This window comes from Achromobacter sp. HZ01 (assembly GCF_003267925.1).
In the GTDB taxonomy this organism is placed as follows: domain Bacteria; phylum Pseudomonadota; class Gammaproteobacteria; order Burkholderiales; family Burkholderiaceae_B; genus Achromobacter; species Achromobacter pulmonis_A.
The window spans coordinates 1376274-1392843 of sequence record NZ_LWKV01000001.1; the positions used below are offsets into that span (position 1 = coordinate 1376274).

At 68.6% G+C, this 16570-nt stretch carries 17 protein-coding genes; 11 read left to right on the forward strand and 6 right to left on the reverse strand.

What is annotated here, in order from left to right; translation table 11 throughout:
* From A6B37_RS06390 to xsc, 3 genes are all read right to left on the reverse strand, one after another.
* Complete coding sequence (locus A6B37_RS06390; RefSeq protein ID WP_102771002.1) at positions 1 to 1578, reverse strand: ABC transporter substrate-binding protein; 1578 nt, start codon at positions 1576 to 1578, stop codon at positions 1 to 3.
* A 136-nt stretch (positions 1579 to 1714) separates the two neighbouring features.
* Entirely contained in the window at positions 1715 to 2638 is a 924-nt protein-coding gene (locus A6B37_RS06395) for a bifunctional enoyl-CoA hydratase/phosphate acetyltransferase (protein ID WP_111825248.1), read from the reverse strand.
* Positions 2639 to 2695: 57 nt separating this feature from the next.
* Entirely contained in the window at positions 2696 to 4507 is a 1812-nt protein-coding gene (xsc, locus tag A6B37_RS06400) for a sulfoacetaldehyde acetyltransferase (protein WP_111825249.1), read from the reverse strand.
* A 161-nt stretch (positions 4508 to 4668) separates the two neighbouring features.
* On the opposite strand from xsc, the gene A6B37_RS06405 reads away from it, so the two are divergent.
* The 6 genes from A6B37_RS06405 to A6B37_RS06425 all read left to right on the forward strand — a co-directional run bounded on the left by A6B37_RS06405 (position 4669) and on the right by A6B37_RS06425 (position 9791).
* A complete protein-coding gene (locus A6B37_RS06405; RefSeq protein ID WP_102770999.1) occupies positions 4669 to 5427 on the forward strand; it encodes an IclR family transcriptional regulator in 759 nt (252 codons plus the stop codon).
* A gap of 59 nt (positions 5428 to 5486) precedes the next feature.
* Positions 5487 to 6875 carry an ATP-dependent RNA helicase DbpA gene (gene dbpA, locus A6B37_RS06410; RefSeq protein WP_102770998.1) on the forward strand — a complete coding sequence of 463 codons (1389 nt, stop codon included), beginning with the start codon at positions 5487 to 5489 and terminating at the stop codon, positions 6873 to 6875.
* A gap of 173 nt (positions 6876 to 7048) precedes the next feature.
* Positions 7049 to 7456 (forward strand): DoxX family protein, encoded by a 408-nt coding sequence (locus A6B37_RS06415; protein WP_111825250.1) that lies wholly within the window; start codon positions 7049 to 7051, stop codon positions 7454 to 7456.
* Positions 7457 to 7694: 238 nt separating this feature from the next.
* Positions 7695 to 7859, forward strand: a complete 165-nt coding sequence (locus tag A6B37_RS26040) for a hypothetical protein (protein ID WP_168202122.1) — start codon at positions 7695 to 7697, stop codon at positions 7857 to 7859.
* A gap of 30 nt (positions 7860 to 7889) precedes the next feature.
* Entirely contained in the window at positions 7890 to 9182 is a 1293-nt protein-coding gene (locus A6B37_RS06420; RefSeq protein WP_111825251.1) for a BcpO-related WXXGXW repeat protein, read from the forward strand.
* Positions 9183 to 9254: 72 nt separating this feature from the next.
* On the forward strand, positions 9255 to 9791 hold the full coding sequence (locus A6B37_RS06425) for a peroxiredoxin (protein ID WP_102770995.1): 537 nt from the start codon (positions 9255 to 9257) through the stop codon (positions 9789 to 9791).
* A gap of 6 nt (positions 9792 to 9797) precedes the next feature.
* On the opposite strand, the gene A6B37_RS06430 is transcribed toward A6B37_RS06425, so the two are convergent.
* Together A6B37_RS06430 and A6B37_RS06435 are read right to left on the reverse strand one after the other, a co-directional pair.
* A complete protein-coding gene (locus tag A6B37_RS06430) occupies positions 9798 to 11246 on the reverse strand; it encodes a CoA transferase (RefSeq protein WP_102770994.1) in 1449 nt (482 codons plus the stop codon).
* A 153-nt stretch (positions 11247 to 11399) separates the two neighbouring features.
* A complete protein-coding gene (locus tag A6B37_RS06435; protein ID WP_111825252.1) occupies positions 11400 to 11732 on the reverse strand; it encodes a hypothetical protein in 333 nt (110 codons plus the stop codon).
* 232 nt (positions 11733 to 11964) lie between these two features.
* On the opposite strand from A6B37_RS06435, the gene A6B37_RS06440 reads away from it, so the two are divergent.
* Positions 11965 to 13167, forward strand: a complete 1203-nt coding sequence (locus A6B37_RS06440) for an MFS transporter (RefSeq protein ID WP_111825560.1) — start codon at positions 11965 to 11967, stop codon at positions 13165 to 13167.
* 32 nt (positions 13168 to 13199) lie between these two features.
* Positions 13200 to 13691, forward strand: coding sequence for a glutathione peroxidase (locus tag A6B37_RS06445; protein ID WP_102770991.1), 492 nt, complete (start codon positions 13200 to 13202; stop codon positions 13689 to 13691).
* 14 nt (positions 13692 to 13705) lie between these two features.
* Here A6B37_RS06445 and A6B37_RS06450 read toward each other — a convergent pair whose 3' ends face one another.
* Positions 13706 to 14185 carry an Lrp/AsnC family transcriptional regulator gene (locus tag A6B37_RS06450; protein ID WP_102770990.1) on the reverse strand — a complete coding sequence of 160 codons (480 nt, stop codon included), beginning with the start codon at positions 14183 to 14185 and terminating at the stop codon, positions 13706 to 13708.
* A gap of 123 nt (positions 14186 to 14308) precedes the next feature.
* On the opposite strand from A6B37_RS06450, the gene A6B37_RS06455 reads away from it, so the two are divergent.
* The 3 genes from A6B37_RS06455 to A6B37_RS06465 all read left to right on the forward strand — a co-directional run bounded on the left by A6B37_RS06455 (position 14309) and on the right by A6B37_RS06465 (position 16520).
* Positions 14309 to 15214: an EamA family transporter gene (locus A6B37_RS06455; RefSeq protein WP_102770989.1), complete on the forward strand. Its 906-nt coding sequence runs from the start codon at positions 14309 to 14311 to the stop codon at positions 15212 to 15214.
* Between the two features lie 128 nt (positions 15215 to 15342).
* Positions 15343 to 16044 carry a glutathione binding-like protein gene (locus tag A6B37_RS06460; protein WP_102771808.1) on the forward strand — a complete coding sequence of 234 codons (702 nt, stop codon included), beginning with the start codon at positions 15343 to 15345 and terminating at the stop codon, positions 16042 to 16044.
* Between the two features lie 11 nt (positions 16045 to 16055).
* Complete coding sequence (locus tag A6B37_RS06465) at positions 16056 to 16520, forward strand: GNAT family N-acetyltransferase (protein ID WP_111825253.1); 465 nt, start codon at positions 16056 to 16058, stop codon at positions 16518 to 16520.
* Positions 16521 to 16570 lie beyond the last annotated feature (50 nt).

Sequence of the window (16570 nt, forward strand, 5' to 3'; positions counted from 1 at the left end):
CTACTGCAGATAGGTGTCGTCCATGGGGGACATGACGCCCCAGATTCCGTTGGGCAAGGCGTGCACCTTCTTGGAAGCCAGGGTGTGGTACGGGACGACCGTCAGGAACTCGATGGGCAGGTCCTCGGTGACGATGCGCTGGAATTCGGCGTACAGCGCGCGGCGCTTGTCCACGTCGGTCTCGGTGCCGGCCTGCTCCAGCAGCGCGTCGACCTTGGGATTGGCGTAGGACTGCGTATTGGTCCAGATGATGTCGCGGATATTGGTGGACAGGTAGGTCCGGTGCACGCCGATCACCGGGTCGCCCCAGTTGAAGACAATGTCGTTGGTGAGGTCGAAATCGTGGCTGGACACGCGCTTGGCCCAGGTCGCGAAGTCGGGCGAGGCGCGCACCTGGATGGCGATGCCCACTTTCTTGAGCTGGCTGCGCAGGTACTCCGCCACGTTCTTGCCCTGCACGTCCGAGCCCGGTATGGAGTCCACCGTGAGCGTCAGGCGCACGCCGTTGGCGTCCTTCTTGAGGCCGGCCGCCTCCAGCAGTTCTTCGGACTTCTTCAGATCCAGCGGATACTTCTTGACGTCCGGAGACGCGAACGGGCTGGTGGCGACGATGGGGCCGTCGGCGGCCTTGGCGAAACCGCCATTGAGCGCCTTGGTGATGAAGCGCTTGTCGATCGCGTAGGCGATGGCCTGGCGCACGCGCACGTCGTCCAGCGGCTTGCGCGCCGTGTTGAAGGCCAGCCAGCTGAGCGCGCCTATGCCTTCATAGCCCTGGTTGGTCATGGTGAGCGCCGCGTTGTCCTTGGCGCGCCGCAGAATGGTCGGCTCGGTCATGTAGGGCAAGACGTTGATGTCGCCGCGCTCCAGCCCGATCAGCAGATTGGTGGCGTCCGGGTTGAACTTCATGACGATGCGGTCCAGGTAGGGCTTGCCCGGCAGGAAGAACTTGTCGAACTTCTCCAGCACGATTTCCTGGCCCGGCTTGAATTCCTTGAATACAAACGGCCCCGAGCCGACCACATTGGCCGAATTGCGCGGATGCGTCTTGAGGTCCTGGCCGTCGCCGTAGATGTGCTTGGGCAGCACCGGCATCAGGGCCGGCGACAGCGCCAGCAGGATCGCCGGGTGCGGCTTGCTCATGCGCAGCACCACGGTATAGGGGTCGGGCGTGTCGACGGCCTCGACCGGCGCGAACATGGTCTGGAACGGGTGGTTCTTCTTGACCGCCATGATGGAGAACGCCACGTCTTCCGAGGTGACCGGCTTGCCGTCATGGAACAGCGCGTCCTTGCGCAGGTGCATCGTCAGCGACTTGCCGTCCTCGGCCAGCTCCCAGGTTTGCGCCAGATAGGGTTGCGGCTTCCAGTCGGCGTCGTAGCGCAGCAGGCTGGCGAACAGCTGGGTGCTGGGCAGCGCGGTCGCGGTGCCGGACTGCACCGCGCCGTTCAGGTGCCGCGGCACCTGCGTCGAGCCGATGACCAGCGTGCCTCCGGATTTGGGCGCATCGGCCGCCGCGGCGGTTCCGGCCAGCGCCAGCGCGGCCAGTATGGTGGTCAGGTAGTGTCTTGCGCTGCGCATGTCGAACCCCTTTATGTTCCGGCTTATGAACCATGCATCGGATGATGGTCTTTGGGGGTAGCGTAGCCAGCATGCGGGTCCGGGCTTAGTACCAAACCGCCGGACTTGTTGGAACCAGCGCGCCCCGCCCCGGTGCTCACGAGGCGGCCAGCGCGCGCGCGTACAACACGGCCACCGCGCAGCTGTTGACGCGGGCCGGCATGGAGTCGGAACGGCTGGTCAGCAGCACCGGCACGCGCGTGCCCAGCACCAGCCCCGCGGTGCCCGCCCCGGCCAGCCAGGTGAGTTCCTTGTAAAGCATGTTGCCGGCCTCGATGTCCGGTACCAGCAGGATGTCGGCGTCCCCGGCCACGGCCGACACGATGCCTTTCTGTTCGGCCGCGGCGCGCGAGATCGCGTTGTCGAAGGCCAGCGGGCCGTCGACTTCGGCGCCGCGGATCTGCTGGCGGTCGGCCATTTTCGACAGGGCCGCCGCGTCCAGCGTGGCGGGCATGGACGGGTTGACCGATTCGGTGGCGCACAGCACCGCCAGCTTGGGACGCGCCACGCCCAGCGCGCGCGCCAGGTCGATGGCGTTCTGGGCGATATCGGCCTTTTCCTGCAGCGTGGGCGCGATGTTGACCGCCGCATCGGTCAAGATGAACAGCTTGGGATAGGCCGCCACCGCCATCACGAAGGCGTGGCTGATGCGCCGGGCGCCGCGCAGCCCGGCCTCGCGCGCAACCACGGCCGACATGAAATGATCCGTGTGCAGGCTGCCCTTCATCAGCATGCGCACGGCCCCGTCGCGCGCCAGGGCGGCGGCCGCGCCGGCCGCCAGCCTTTCGTCGTCCGGCGTGTCCACCACCTCCAGCGCGTCCTCGGCCAGCCCGGTCTCGGCCATCAGCGCGCGCAGCCGCGCCGCCGGACCCACCAGCACCGGTTCGATGAAGCCGGCCTCGCGCGCCTGCACCGCGGCGCCCAGGCTGGTGGGGCACAGCGGATAGGCCACCGCCGTGCGCAGGCGTCCGGCCTCGAGCGCGGCGCGGCGCAGCGGCTCGAACATTCGATCGCTTTCCATTCTGTGTGCTCCTGCCAGCGGGCCGGGCGCGGCGGGCGCCGCGCCGCACGGGTCGCGTCAGCTGCCGACCGGATCGATGGGCAGCGCCACCTCGCCAGGGCGGAACGGCTGGTTCACGTAGCGCTTGTACTTGTCGAGCAGGCGCACGGGTTGCTTGAGCGCGTCGCGCCGGAACGGGTCGCCCAGCTCCTGGCTGACCATCATCTCCAGCACCGTGGTCTTGCCCTCGGACTGCGCGCGGCACGCCGCGGCGAGCGCCGCGCCGACCTGGTCCTCGTGCTCGACCCGTATGCCCTCGGCGCCCATGGCCCGCGCCAGCTCGGCGAAGTTGGGATTCTTCAGGTTGCTGCCGACGAAGCGGCGCCCGTAGAAATCCACCTGGTTCTTCTTCTCCGCGCCCCACTGGCCGTTGTGGAACACCACGGCCGTCACCGGGATCTGCTCGCGCACGCAGGTCAGCAGTTCCTGGAAGCTCATGCACCAGGCGCCGTCGCCCACGTAGGCCACGGCCGGACGGTCGGGCCGGCCCAGCTTGGCGCCGATCAGCGCCGGCAAGGCGTAGCCGCAATTGCCGAAGCTCATCGCGGCCAGCATGGAGTTGGGCTCGTCGAAGCGCAGGTAGCTGTTGGACACGGAGCAGATATTGCCGATGTCGGTGGACACCATCACGTGCTTGGGCATGGCGCGCTCCAGTTCGCGCAGCATGCGGCGCGGGTGCATGCGCCCGCCCCCGCGCTCGATCACGTCCAGGCTCCAGTCGTCGCGCTCGTGCGCCCAGCTGTCGAGTTCCTTTTCCCATTCGGCCTTCTGCGCCGCGATCTGCCTGGCGCGCTCGGCCTTGGTGCGGGCGCTGGCGACTTCCCGTTGCTGCAGCCTCGCCGTGAGCGCGGCGGCGGCCGGCTTGGCGTCGCCGCAGATGCCGACCGAGACCGGCCGCACCAGACCCAGCATGCGGTGGTCGGCGTCGACCTGGATGATGCGCGCGTTCTGCGGCCAGTAGTCCAGCCCGTGCTGCGGCAAGGTGCCGAACGGGCCCAGGCGCGTGCCCAGCGCCAGCACCACGTCGGCCTGCGACAGCAGCAGCATGGCGGCCTTGGCGCCCTGGTAGCCCAGCGGCCCGCACCACAGCGGATGGCTGGCCGGGAAGGCGTCGTTGTGCAGGTAGCTGGTGACGACCGGCGCGCCCAGCAGTTCGGCCAGCGCCACGCATTCGGCCTGGCCGTCCGAAAACAGCACGCCGCCGCCGGCCACGATGACCGGAAACTTGGCCTGCGCCAGCATCGCGGCCGCCGCTTCCAGGTCCTCGTCGGAACCGGGGCCGCGGCGCACGCGGCGCGGCTCGGGGATGGCCACGTCGATCTCGCCGTAGAAGTAGTCGCGCGGGATGTTCAGCTGGCTCGGACCGCGCTCGGCCATGGCGTTGTCGAACGCCTTGGCGGTGAATTCGGCCATGCGGTCGGGCCGGTTGACGTGCGCCTGGTACTTGGTGATGCGCGAGAAGATCGGCAGCTGCTCGGTTTCCTGGAAGCCGCCCAGGCCCATGCCCGAGGTGCCGGTCTCGGGGGTGATCGCCACCACCGGGCTGTGCGCCCAGTAGGCGGCGGCCACGCCGGTCACGAAGTTGGTGATGCCGGGGCCGTTCTGCGCGATGCACACGCCGTGGCGGCCGGTCACGCGCGAATAGCCGTCGGCCATGTGCGCGGCGCCCTGCTCGTGCACGGTGGGCACGAAGCGGATGCCCGCCGCCGGGAACAGGTCCAGCGCGTCCATGAAGGCCGAGCCGACGATGCCGAATACATCCTTTACGCCCTGGGCGACCAGCGTCTCGACGAAGGCTTCGCTGGGCGTCATGTGTTGCTTGCTGCTCATGGTGTCTCTCCTGGCAGGCCGGCGCGGGTCGGGTTGCATCTAGGCCGGCGTGCCTTGATACTGCAGCAGAACGTCCGCCTATCCCAGCCCGCCGCGTTTCATTTTCTGCAAAATCCGTGCGAGCATAGGCATCACCGCGCCGAATCTTCAATTATTGAAAGATGAAAGACGAATCCTCCGCCGCGCTGCGCGCGCTGGCCTTGCTGGAACAGGTTGCGCGCGCCGCACATCCGGTGTCGCTGGCCGCGCTCACCGAGGCCACCGGCCTGCCCAAGCCTTCGGTGCTGCGCATCCTCTCGCGGCTGGTCGACGCCGGCATGCTGCTGCGCGAGCCGGCCGCCAAGAGCTACGTCAGCGGGCCGCGGCTCAGCGCGCTGGCGCGCGACACGCTGATCAATTCCCCGCTGCGCGGCGAACGCCACCGCATCCTCGACAGCCTGGTCGACGAAATCGGCGAGACCTGCAACTGCACCATGTTCGACGGCGACGAAGTCATCTACCTGGACCGCGTCGAGACCGCGTGGCCGCTGCGCGTCAACCTGCAGCCGGGCTCGCGCGTGCCGCTGCACTGCTCGGCCAGCGGCAAGCTGTTCCTGGCCCATATGCGGCGCGAGGCGCGCCAGCGCCTGCTGGCCGCCGCGCCGCTGCCGCGCTACACGCCCAACACCTTGTGCGACGTGGCGGCGCTGGAACGCGAACTGCGCGCCATCAAGGCCGAGGGCGCCAGTTTCGACCGCGAGGAATACCTGCTCGGCATCGTCTGCATGGCGGTGCCCATCCTGCACGGCAAGCGCGCCATCGCCGCCGTGGCGCTGCATGCGCCGGTGGCGCGGCTGTCCATCGACGGCGCGCGCGCGTGGCTGCCGCGCATGCAGGAGGCCGCCCGCGCGCTGGCCGGCACCTACGAAGCGCGGGCCTAGCGGTACACTCTCGGACGTAACGGACATTCCGTCCCCGCCGCGCTTTTTCCCCTGTTACCGTGACCGACAACGCCTTTACCACCCTGCCTCTTCTGCCCGCCCTGCTCGGCAACCTGCAAAGCCTGGGCTTCGAGCAGATGACGCCGATCCAGGCCCAGAGCCTGCCGCTGATCCTGGAGGGCCGCGATCTCATCGCGCAGGCCAAGACCGGCAGCGGCAAGACCGCGGCCTTCGGCCTGGGCGTGCTGCAGAAGCTGGACCCGGCCCGCCTGGCGCCGCAGGCGCTGGTGCTGTGCCCCACGCGCGAGCTGGCCGACCAGGTCGCGCAGGAACTGCGCCGCCTGGCCCGGCAGATCGCCAACGTCAAGGTGCTGACCCTGTGCGGCGGCGCCGCGGCCCGTCCCCAGGCCGAATCGCTGGCGCGCGGCGCGCACCTCGTGGTGGGCACGCCCGGCCGCATCCAGGACCATCTGGCGCGCGGCAGCCTGGACCTCTCGGGCCTGAACACGCTGGTGCTGGACGAGGCCGACCGCATGGTCGACATGGGCTTCTACGACGACATCGTCGCCATCGCCTCGCATTGCCCGCCGCGCCGGCAGACTCTTCTTTTCTCGGCCACCTATCCCGACAACATCCGCAAGCTGGCCGCGCGCTTCCTGCGCAATCCCGCCGAGGTCAAGGTGGAAACGCAGCATGACGCCAGCCGCATCGAACAGATCTTCTACGAGATCGACGAGCGCGACCGGCTGGACGCCGTGGCGCGCCTGCTGGCGCATTTCCGGCCGGCCTCCACGCTGGCCTTCTGCAACACCAAGATTCGCAGCCACGACCTGGTCGAGCGACTGCAGGCCGAAGGCATCAGCGCCCAGGCGCTCAATGGCGACCTGGAACAGCGCGAGCGCGACGAGATCCTGATCCAGTTCGCCAACCAGAGCTGCGCCGTGCTGGTCGCCACCGACGTGGCCGCGCGCGGCCTGGACATACAGAACCTGGGCGCGGTCATCAACGTGGACGTCACCAAGGACACCGAGGTGCACGTGCACCGCATCGGCCGCAGCGGCCGCGGCGAACAGAAAGGCCTGGCGCTGAGCCTGTGCTCGCCCGACGAAATGCGCTGGGCCAACCTGATCGAGCAATACCAGGGCGCGCCGCTGGTCTGGGCCGACATCAAGTCGCTGCGTCCCAAGGCGGACCGCCCGCTGCGCGCGCCCATGATCACCCTGTGCATCCAGGGCGGCAAGAAAGACAAGCTGCGTCCCGGCGACCTGCTGGGCGCGCTGACGGGCGACGGCGGCCTGGCGTTCGAGCAGGTCGGCAAGATCAATATCGGCGAATTCGCCTCCTACGTGGCGCTGGACCGCCAGATCGCCAAGCAGGCGTTCTCGCGGCTGTCCAACAGCAATATCAAGGGACGGCGTTTCCGCATGCGCTTCCTGGAAGCGTTCTGAACCGGCCTGCCTTCGTTGCAAAACGTCGCGGCGCCGCCACAAACGGTTGATGGTTTCACTACGCTCTTGCCATAATGAGTCGGTCCGTCCCCGGTTCGCGGGGCGCGGAACCAAAGGCTCGCAACCTGCTCCAACGGCCGCAGTCCCTTTCAACCATTAGAAGAGAACCCACCATGATCAAGTCCGATGACACCGGCAAACTGATCCTGCGTCTAGCCCTCGGTATCCTGATACTCCTGCACGGCTTGTTCAAACTCACCGGCGGCGGCGTCGGCGGCATCGGCGGCATGCTGTCGTCGCACGGCCTGCCCGGTTTTCTCGCCTATGGCGTCTACGTCGGCGAAATCATCGCCCCTGTCCTCCTCATCATCGGTATCTACACCCGCCTGGGCGGCCTGCTGGTCGCGATCAACATGCTCGTCGCCATCCTGCTGGCCCACACCGGGCAGATCGGCAGCCTGACCAGCAACGGCGGCTGGGCCCTGGAACTGCAAGGCATGTTCCTCTTCGCCGGCCTGGCCATCGCCTTCATGGGCGCCGGCCGCTTCAGCCTCGCCGGCAACGGCGGACGCTGGAACTGAACGCCGCGCCGCCGGCTGTTCCGCGCCATGGGGGCCGCTCGCAAGAGCGGCCCTTTTTCATGGCTTCCGGAATCATTGATACGAACGACATCAACCGTCACGCAAACGCAAACATCCGTCACCTGAAAGCTGTTTCGGAACGATTACAGTCCAGAACTGCAAGCGCCGGCCTATGGCCTAATCCTTACAAGCGCAATCGGGGCGCACGCCGCGCCTGGCGCTTGGCAGGAGTCGCACAATGAAAAAAAGTCTGTTGCTGATGCTGGCGGTGTCCAGCGCCCTTACCGGATGCGTGGTGGTGCCGGCCCGGCCGGCCCATTACCGCCCGGCCCCGGTCTACTACACGCCGCAGTACTACTACCCGGCCTACCCTGCGCCGCATTACTACTATCGTGGCCACTGATCCGCGCATCCGTCGCGTAAAGGAAAAACCATGATCGCCCCTACCCGGATTCTTACCGCGCGGCCGCTGGCCGCGGCCGTGCTGCTGGCGGCCAGCGCCGGCGCGGTCGCGCAAGTCTATGAAGCGCCGCCGCCCGCGCCCGCCGCTCCCGTGTACGAGGGCGGCGATCCGGCCGACGCCAACCTGGCGCTGGTGGACCGCAGTCCCGAGCCGCCGCCGCCCCTGCCCGTCTACACGCAGCCGCCCGCTCCGGCCGACGGTTATCTCTGGGTTCCCGGGTACTGGAGCCGCAACCACTACGGCTTTTTCTGGGTGCCGGGCGCCTGGGTGCTGGCGCCCTACGTGGGCGCGCTGTGGACGCCGGGCTACTGGGGCTTCGCCAATGGCGTGTACATCTGGACCGCCGGCTACTGGGGGCCGCACGTGGGCTTCTATGGCGGCATCAACTACGGCTTCGGCTACACCGGCATGGGCTATGTGGGCGGCTACTGGAAGCGCGACCGCTTCTACTACAACCGCTCGGTCACCAACGTCAACATCACGCGCGTGACCAACGTCTATCAGCACAACGTGGTGGTCAAGAACGTGGACCAGCGCCGCGTCAGCTACCACGGCGGACCGTCGGGCATCCAGCGCCGCGCCGATCCCCGCGAACTGGCCGCGCGCAAGGAACGCCACACGCCTCCCACCCAGATGCAGCACGGCTACGTGCGCGACGCCAGCCGCGACCGCAACCAGTCCTACGAACGCAACCGCGGCCGCCCGCCCCAGGCCTACGTCAACCACGCGTCCGACCCGCGGCGCCCGGACAATGGCGCGCGGCCCGGCAACGGGCCGGACCGTCAACGCGGCGGTCCAGACCGCGGCCAGGACGGACGCAGGGACGCGCCGCCGCCGCAACAGCAGCGCGAGCAGCAGGTGCGCCAGCAGCAGCAACGCGACCAGCAGGCCCAGCAGCAGGATCGCCAGCAACAGCAGCGCGAACAGCAGATGCGCCAGCAACAGCAGCGCGAACAGCAGATGCGCCAGCAACAGCAACGCGACCAACAGGCCCAGCAGCAGGCCCGCCAGCAACAGCAGCGCGAGCAGCAGATGCGCCAGCAACAACAGCGCGACCAACAGGCCCAGCAGCAGGCCCGCCAGCAACAGCAGCGCGAGCAGCAGATGCGCCAGCAACAACAACGCGACCAACAGGCCCAGCAGCAGGCCCGCCAGCAACAGCAGCGCGAGCAGCAGGCTCGTCCGCAGGGCGGCGGCCGCGACCAACCGCGGGGCGAAGGCAACGGCAATGGCAATGGCCGCGGCCAGTCGGGGCGCGACTAGCCGGCCTGGACCCCGGCCCGGCGCGGGACTACAGTAGTAGACCCACCGACGCCCCGACCGAAGGAGATTCCGATGAAACGCACCGCCACCTGCCTGTTGCTATGCGGCCTGCTGGCCGGCGGGTCCGCCCAGGCCGCGCTCACGGTCGGCGCCCCCGCGCCCGACTTCAACGCCCAGGCTTCGCTGGGCGGCGACGTGTTCACGTTCAAGCTCGCCGAGGCGCTCAAGCAGGGTCCGGTCGTGCTGTATTTCTTTCCGGCGGCCTTCACCCAGGGCTGCACCATAGAGGCGCGCAATTTCGCCGAAGCCACGGATGAATACAAATCGCTGGGCGCCACAGTGATCGGCGTCTCGACCGACGACATCGGCACGTTGAAGAAATTCTCGGTCAGCGAATGCCGCAGCAAGTTCGCGGTGGCCGCCGACAGCGACGGCAAGATCATGAAGGCCTATGACGCGGTGCACGACAAGCGCCCGGAATACGCGCAGCGCGTGTCCTACGTGATCTCGCCGCAGGGCAAGATCCTCTATGAATTCACGGACATGAGCCCTGAATCGCACGTCGCCAACACCATGCGCGCACTGCGGGCGTGGAAGACCCGCCAATAAGCGCCGCTAATTGAACGGCCACACCGGCGGGTGCGTGCCCGGCGGGCTCGACGGGCGCGTCCAGCGCGCCGGCGTGGACGAGAAATGCGCCGCATGGCGCAGGCTGACCAGTTCGCCGAAGCCGGAGGGCTCGGTTTCCAGCAGGCCTTCGAAGCCCGGCATCGGACAGGCCAGCCCGCCTTCCACCCGCCCCAGGCTGCGCAGCCAGTGCGCGGTCTGGGCCAGCGATACCTGCACGTGCCAGCTGCCGCCTTCGGTCGCCTGGCGCGCCAGCGCCGCCTGCGCGCCGAACGCCATCAGATAGCCCGAGGCATGGTCCAGGATCTGCATGGGCAGCGGCTTGGGCGCGTCCTGGCCGGCCGCCTGGGCCTCGGCGTGGTTGAAGCCCGTGGCCATCTGCACCAGCGAATCGAAGCCGCGGCGGCCGGCCCAAGGCCCCTTGGGACCGTAGGCCGACAGCGACACATAGACGATGCCGGGGCGGATGCGCGCCGCGTCCTGCGGGCCGAAGCCCAGCGCGGCCAGGCCGCCGGGACGGTAGCCCTGCACGAACACGTGCGCGCTGCGCAGCAGATTGCCCAGCGCGATGCGGCCGTCGGCCGTGTCCAGGTCGGCCAGCACCGACAGCTTGCCGCGACTGGTTTCGATGATGTTGTCGATGTTGGGCAGCTGCGGCGAATTCACCAGCATCACGTCGGCGCCGTAGGCGGCCAGCGCGCGGCCGCAGACCGGCCCCGCGATGATGCGGGTCAGGTCGAGCACGCGGATGTCGCTCAGCGGCCGCGCGTCTTCGCCGTACTTGGGCAAGGGCCGGGCGTCGGCCTCGCCGATGCGTTCTATGGTCAGGAGCGGCTGCGCGGCCAGCGCCTGGCCCTGGGGATGGTGGTCCCATTCGTCGAAACTGCGCATGGCCGCCACGGGCAGGCCGGCGTCGGCCGCCACCTGCTCGAAATCCAGCGCTTTCCAGCGGCTCAGGGCGCTCTCGACGGCGGCGCGCGTGGCGCCGTCGCCCTGCGGGCAGCCCAATAGCGCCAGCGCGCCATCGCGGTGATGGGCGAAATTGGCGTGGATGCGCACCCAGCCGCCGTCGCCGCAACGATACATGCCGGTGAGCGGGTCGCGCGGGTCCAGCGCCACGCCGTTGATCTTGAAGTAGCTGCGGCACTCCTGCGCCGCGTGCAGCATGTCCACGCCCACCTGCTGGCGCGCGCCGCCGCGCAGGTGCCAGAGTTCGGCGGCCGCCAGCGCGGCCGCGGCCATGCTGGTCTGCGCCGCCGTGCCGACGGCGAAGGACGAGGGAAGGACCGGATCGGCGCCCGTCAGCACGACGTGGCTCAGGGACTCGGCCGGCATGTCGACCGAGCGCCAGAGTTCCTGCAACACGTCCTGCGGCGCCTTGGCGGCACGCGGGCGACCCTTTAAAAAGGACGGGCGTAGGTCCATCAGATTTCCCATAGCATTCTCTAGTCGTTTATTGGGATTACATGGCGCGGCTCCCATCCGCGTCAATATGCGTGGATCCCTGGCGTGTTTCATGGTTTGACCGCCGCGCGGCCCGCCCGCGCCCGGACGGACACATCTACTCTTAGTTTTTACATCGGCTCGCGCTCAGGCACCGGCCGCGGCCTGCTTGTCCAGGCGCTTGATGAACACCTGCAGTTCCTTGACCACCTGCTGGTCGCCGCGCGCCTGCGCCGCCTTCAGGCCCGACTCCCAGGCCTCGCGCGCGCCGGCCGTGTCGCCGCGTCCCAGGCGGGCCTTGCCCAGCCACTTCCAGCCCACGGAATAGGCCGGATCGAAGGCCAGCGCCACGCGCAGGTGTTCCTCGGCCTGGTCGAACCGTTCGCGTTCGGCGTAGGCCTTGCCCAGCGAAAAGCGCAGCAGCATGTTGTCCGTGCCCTTGGCCAGCATCGCCTCGAGGCGTTCGATCATTCCATCCATAGCCGCTCTCCTTCAGCCGCTTGACGATTTCGTTGCCGTACATGATAGGACGGCGCCCGCGCGGCCCGCACAATGGCCCCGCGCCGCGCAAGGAATCGGCGCAGGCCCGCCCGACCTACGGGTATACCCTTAACGACGGCAGGGCTTTGTCCGGGCGACGCGGCCGCCCTGCCCTAGAATCGCGCCCTTGCCCTTTCCATGCCGCCGCCGCGGCCCACCGTTGTTTTCCTCCATGCCCCTGCACCTCATCGCGCTGGCCGCCGCCGCTTTCGGCATCGGCACCAGCGAGTTCGTCATCATGGGCCTGCTGCCCAACGTCGCCGACGACCTGCACGTCGGCATCGACATCGCCGGCCTGCTGATCACCGGCTACGCCATGGGCGTGGTGGTCGGCGCCCCCATCATGGCCATCGTCACCGCCCGCCTGCCGCGCAAGGCCGCGCTGATCGGCCTGGCCAGCACCTTCGTGCTGGGCAATCTGCTCTGTGCGCTGGCGCCCGGCTATGCCCTGCTGATGGCCGCGCGCGTGTTCACCGCGTTCTGCCACGGCGCGTTCTTCGGCCTGGGCGCGGTGGTGGCCGCCGACCTGGTGCCGCGCAACCAGCGCGCCAGCGCCATCGCGCTCATGTTCACCGGACTGACGCTGGCCAACGTGCTGGGCGTGCCGCTGGGCACGGCGCTGGGCCAGGTGGCGGGCTGGCGTTCCACGTTCTGGGTGGTCAGCGCCATCGGACTGGCGGCCGTGGCCGCGCTGTCGGCATGGCTGCCGGCCCGCATCCCGATGCAGCCCGGCAATATCCTGCGCGAATTCAAGGTGCTGCGCGACGTGCACGTGGTGTGGCCGCTGGCCGCCAGCGTGCTGGCCTCGGCCGCGCTGTTCTGCGTGCTGACGTATATCGCGCCGCTGCTGCGCGAGGCGACCGGCGTGTCCGAACGCGGCGTCACCGGCGTACTGCTGCTGTTCGGCGTGGCGCTGACCGTGGGCAGCACGCTGGGCGGCAAGCTCGGGGACCGCAATCTGGAGGCCTCGCTGCGCCGCATCTTCGTGGGCCTGCTGCTGGTGTTCCTGGCGCTGAGCCAGGCGGTGTATGCGCTGGCGCCCATGCTGCTGACGGTGTTCGTCTGGGGCGTGCTGGGTTTCGCCGTGGTGCCGCTCTTGCAGACGCTGATCGTGGACCAGGCGGCCGAGGCGCCCAACCTCGCCTCCACCTTGAACCAGGGCGCGTTCAACCTGGGCAACGCCACCGGCGCCTGGCTCGGCAGCCTGGCGCTGGGCCACGGCCTGCCGCTGACCGACCTGCCCTGGATCTCGGCCGGCATCACGCTGGCCGTGCTGCTGCTGACGCTGTGGGGCACGCGCTACTACGGCCGCCACGCCGCGGCTACACTGGACGCACCGGCCGGCGTGCTGGCGCCCTCGCGTTCCGACGCCTGAGCGCGCAGACCCGGCAGCACAAAGGTGGCCCGATGAGCACGATCTACGATTTCTCCGCCCGCGGCATCGATGGCGCGGAACGCCCCCTGGACGCGTACCGCGGCCGCGTGCTGCTGGTCGTGAACGTGGCTTCCAAGTGCGGCTTCACGCCGCAGTACGCGGGCCTGGAGGCGCTGTACCGCAAGTACCGCGAGGCCGGGCTGACGGTGCTGGGCTTTCCCTGCGACCAGTTCGGCCACCAGGAACCCGGCGACGAAGCCGCGATCCGCGAATTCTGCAGCACGCAGTACGACGTCAGCTTCCCGCTCTACGCCAAGATCGAGGTCAACGGCGACGCGGCCCATCCCCTCTACCGCTGGCTCAAACAGGAAAAGCCGGGCCTGCTCGGCACCGGCCGGATCAAATGGAACTTCACCAAGTTCCTGGTCGGGCGCGACGGCCGTCCGATCAAGCGCTACGCGCCCACCGACACGCCCGCAAGCCTGACCGGCGCCATCGAGAAAGCGCTGGCCGCGTCCGCCTGAAGGCGCGGCACTGATTAGCGCAGCGGCGGCAGCCGGCGGCGCACGGTGTGCGCCTTGACGATGGCCGTATTGGTTTCGGCGAATTCGGTCACGCGTTCCAGGATGCCGTCCAGGTGCGAGATCGAGCGCAGCACCACCCGGGCGATGAAACAGTCGTCGCCCGTGACCTTGTCGCATTCCACGAACTCCGGGATCTCCTGGATCAGCCCTTCGACGTGGCGCAGTTGTCCCGGCAAGGGCCGGATGCGCACGACGGCCTGCAGCGTGTAGCCCAGCGCCACGGGATCGAGGTCCACCGTGTAGGCGCGCAGCACGCCGGATTCCTCCAGCCGCCGCAGGCGGTCGGCCACGCTGGGCGCGGACATGCCGACCTGGCGCGCGAGGTCGGCGGTGGTGGTGCGCGCGTTGGCGTCCAGCATCTCCACGAGGCGGCGGTCGATACCGTCCAGCACCGGGCCTTCATTGGTATTTTCGTTTTTTAGGTCGTTGCGCATAAATTTCACCTAAACAAAGGTTCTATGAACGATTGACCGCAGCAACATCATATAACCAGCTTGATCCGCCTGGGATAATTTTTCCATCGCATACCGAGGCCGCGCGCCTCCTGGAGAAATCTCATGGCTCCCTCATCGGAACGCATCGGCCTGGCGCAAATGACGGCCGCAATGACGCTGTCGGGCACGCTGGGCGTGTTCGTGCTGGAATCCGGGCAGAGCGCCTGGAACGTGGTGTTCTTCCGCTGCGTCTTCGGCGCGGCGTCGCTGTTTCTGTACTGCTGGCTGCGCGGGCTACTGCGGCCCGGGCTGTTCACGCGCAAGACGCTGGCGCTGGCGCTGGCGGCCGGCGCGGCGCTGGTGCTCAATTGGGTGCTGCTGTTTTCGGCCTACCGGCTGGCGTCCATTTCGCTGGCCACCGCGGTCTACAACGTGCAGCCCTTCTTTCTGATCGGCCTGGGCGTGCTGTTCCTGGGCGAACGGCCCACGCGCGGCAAGCTGGCCTGGTCGGTCATCGCGTTCGCCGGGCTGATGCTGGTGCTGCGATTGTCCGAGGCGGGCAGCGCGGGCGACGGCTATCTGGCGGGACTGCTGCTGGGCCTGGGCGCGGCCGCGCTCTATGGCGTGACCGCCTTCATCGTCAAGCGCCTGACGGGCATCCCGCCGCAGGTGCTGGCGCTGGTGCAGGTCGCGCTCGGCGCGCTCATGCTGCTGCCGATGGCGGACTTCGGCGCGCTGCCCGCCGCGCCCCTGCAATGGGGCTGCCTGGTGGCCCTGGGACTGGTGCATACCTGCCTCATGTATATCCTGATGTACTCGGCCATCCAGAAGCTGCCCACGACCTCGACCGCCGCGCTCAGCTTCATCTATCCCGCGGTTGCCATCATGCTTGATTTCCTGGTCTACGGACACCGCATGGACGGCTCGCAGATCGTGGGCGTGGCGATGATTTTCATGGCGGCCGCCGGCGTCAGCCTGAACTGGAGCTGGCGCCTGCCGCGCCGGGCGCGGCCGGGCGCGGCCTGTTAGGCGGGTGGCGGCGCCGCCGGCCAAACCCGTATCCAGTCCCCGGTTATTCAGGGCGCGGCCGGCGGCGGCCCGCTATCATGGGCGTTCCGCCCGGCCGCCGCCGCCGGCGCCACGAACAGGACACCCCCATGATCGATCTCTATTACTGGACCACGCCCAACGGCCACAAGATCACGCTGTTCCTCGAAGAAACCGGCCTGCCCTACAACATCCACCCGGTCAACATCAGCCGGGGCGACCAGTTCAAGCCCGAGTTCCTCGCCATCGCGCCCAACAACCGCATCCCCGCCATCGTCGACCAGGCCCCGGCCGACGGCGGCGCGCCGCTGTCGCTGTTCGAATCCGGCGCGATCCTGCTCTACCTGGCCGAAAAGACCGGCCGCTTCCTGCCCGCCGACCTGCGCGGCCGCGCCGAAGTGTCCCAATGGCTGTTCTGGCAGATGGGCGGGCTGGGCCCCATGGCCGGCCAGAACCACCATTTTTCGGGCTATGCGCCCGAGCGCATCCCCTACGCCATCGACCGCTACGTCCGCGAAACCAACCGCCTGTATGGCGTGCTGAACAAGCGCCTGGCCGACCGCGAGTTCGTGGCCGGCGACTACTCTATCGCCGACATGGCCGCCTATCCCTGGATCGTGCCGCACGCCAAGCAGGGCCAGGATCTCAACGAATTCCCGCACCTCAAGCGCTGGTTCGAAACCATCGCGGCAAGGCCCGCCACCGTGCGCGCCTACGCGCTGGCCGACACCGTCAACACCGCGCCGTCGGTCAGCGACGAGGCCTCGCGCCGCATCCTGTTCGGCCAGACCGCCCAGAACGTCACCCGCTGACAGGAGCCGCCATGCCCGATCCGCAACTGGTGTTCCGCCGCGCGCGCCTGGCCGATCTTCCCGCCATCGTCGCGATGCTGGCCGACGACGAACTCGGCGCGGCCCGCGAAAATCCGTCGCTGCCCCTGGACCCGCGCTACACCGCCGCCTTCGGCGCCATCGCGCAGGACTGCAACCAGTTCCTGGCGGTGCTGGAGCGCGATGGAAGCGTGGTCGGCTGTTTGCAGTTATCGTTCATCCCCGGCCTGTCGCGGCTGGGCCAGTGGCGCGGCCAGATCGAGAGCGTGCGCATCGCCTCCTCGGCGCGCGGCGCCGGCCTGGGCCGCGCCATGTTCGAGTGGGCGATCGAGCAGTGCCGGGTGCAGGGTTGCAGCCTGGTGCAGCTCACCACCGACCGCGCGCGTCCCGACGCGCGCCGGTTCTACGAAAGCCTGGGCTTCAAGGCCAGCCACGACGGCATGAAGCTCAGCCTGTAGCCACTGTTTTTCTGTTTGTTCATTACCGATCTGGAATCAGCAAGGAGCGC

Bases quoted from the DNA above. Each gene is read 5' to 3' on its own strand.
- A6B37_RS06390 (WP_102771002.1), bottom strand. From the start codon at position 1,578: ATGCGCAGCGCAAGACACTACCTGACCACCATACTGGCCGCGCTGGCG.
- A6B37_RS06395 (WP_111825248.1), bottom strand. From the start codon at position 2,638: ATGGAAAGCGATCGAATGTTCGAGCCGCTGCGCCGCGCCGCGCTCGAG.
- xsc (WP_111825249.1), bottom strand. From the start codon at position 4,507: ATGAGCAGCAAGCAACACATGACGCCCAGCGAAGCCTTCGTCGAGACG.
- A6B37_RS06405 (WP_102770999.1), top strand. From the start codon at position 4,669: ATGAAAGACGAATCCTCCGCCGCGCTGCGCGCGCTGGCCTTGCTGGAA.
- A6B37_RS06415 (WP_111825250.1), top strand. From the start codon at position 7,049: ATGATCAAGTCCGATGACACCGGCAAACTGATCCTGCGTCTAGCCCTC.
- A6B37_RS26040 (WP_168202122.1), top strand. From the start codon at position 7,695: ATGAAAAAAAGTCTGTTGCTGATGCTGGCGGTGTCCAGCGCCCTTACC.
- A6B37_RS06420 (WP_111825251.1), top strand. From the start codon at position 7,890: ATGATCGCCCCTACCCGGATTCTTACCGCGCGGCCGCTGGCCGCGGCC.
- A6B37_RS06425 (WP_102770995.1), top strand. From the start codon at position 9,255: ATGAAACGCACCGCCACCTGCCTGTTGCTATGCGGCCTGCTGGCCGGC.
- A6B37_RS06430 (WP_102770994.1), bottom strand. From the start codon at position 11,246: ATGGGAAATCTGATGGACCTACGCCCGTCCTTTTTAAAGGGTCGCCCG.
- A6B37_RS06435 (WP_111825252.1), bottom strand. From the start codon at position 11,732: ATGGATGGAATGATCGAACGCCTCGAGGCGATGCTGGCCAAGGGCACG.
- A6B37_RS06440 (WP_111825560.1), top strand. From the start codon at position 11,965: ATGCCCCTGCACCTCATCGCGCTGGCCGCCGCCGCTTTCGGCATCGGC.
- A6B37_RS06445 (WP_102770991.1), top strand. From the start codon at position 13,200: ATGAGCACGATCTACGATTTCTCCGCCCGCGGCATCGATGGCGCGGAA.
- A6B37_RS06450 (WP_102770990.1), bottom strand. From the start codon at position 14,185: ATGCGCAACGACCTAAAAAACGAAAATACCAATGAAGGCCCGGTGCTG.
- A6B37_RS06455 (WP_102770989.1), top strand. From the start codon at position 14,309: ATGGCTCCCTCATCGGAACGCATCGGCCTGGCGCAAATGACGGCCGCA.
- A6B37_RS06460 (WP_102771808.1), top strand. From the start codon at position 15,343: ATGATCGATCTCTATTACTGGACCACGCCCAACGGCCACAAGATCACG.
- A6B37_RS06465 (WP_111825253.1), top strand. From the start codon at position 16,056: ATGCCCGATCCGCAACTGGTGTTCCGCCGCGCGCGCCTGGCCGATCTT.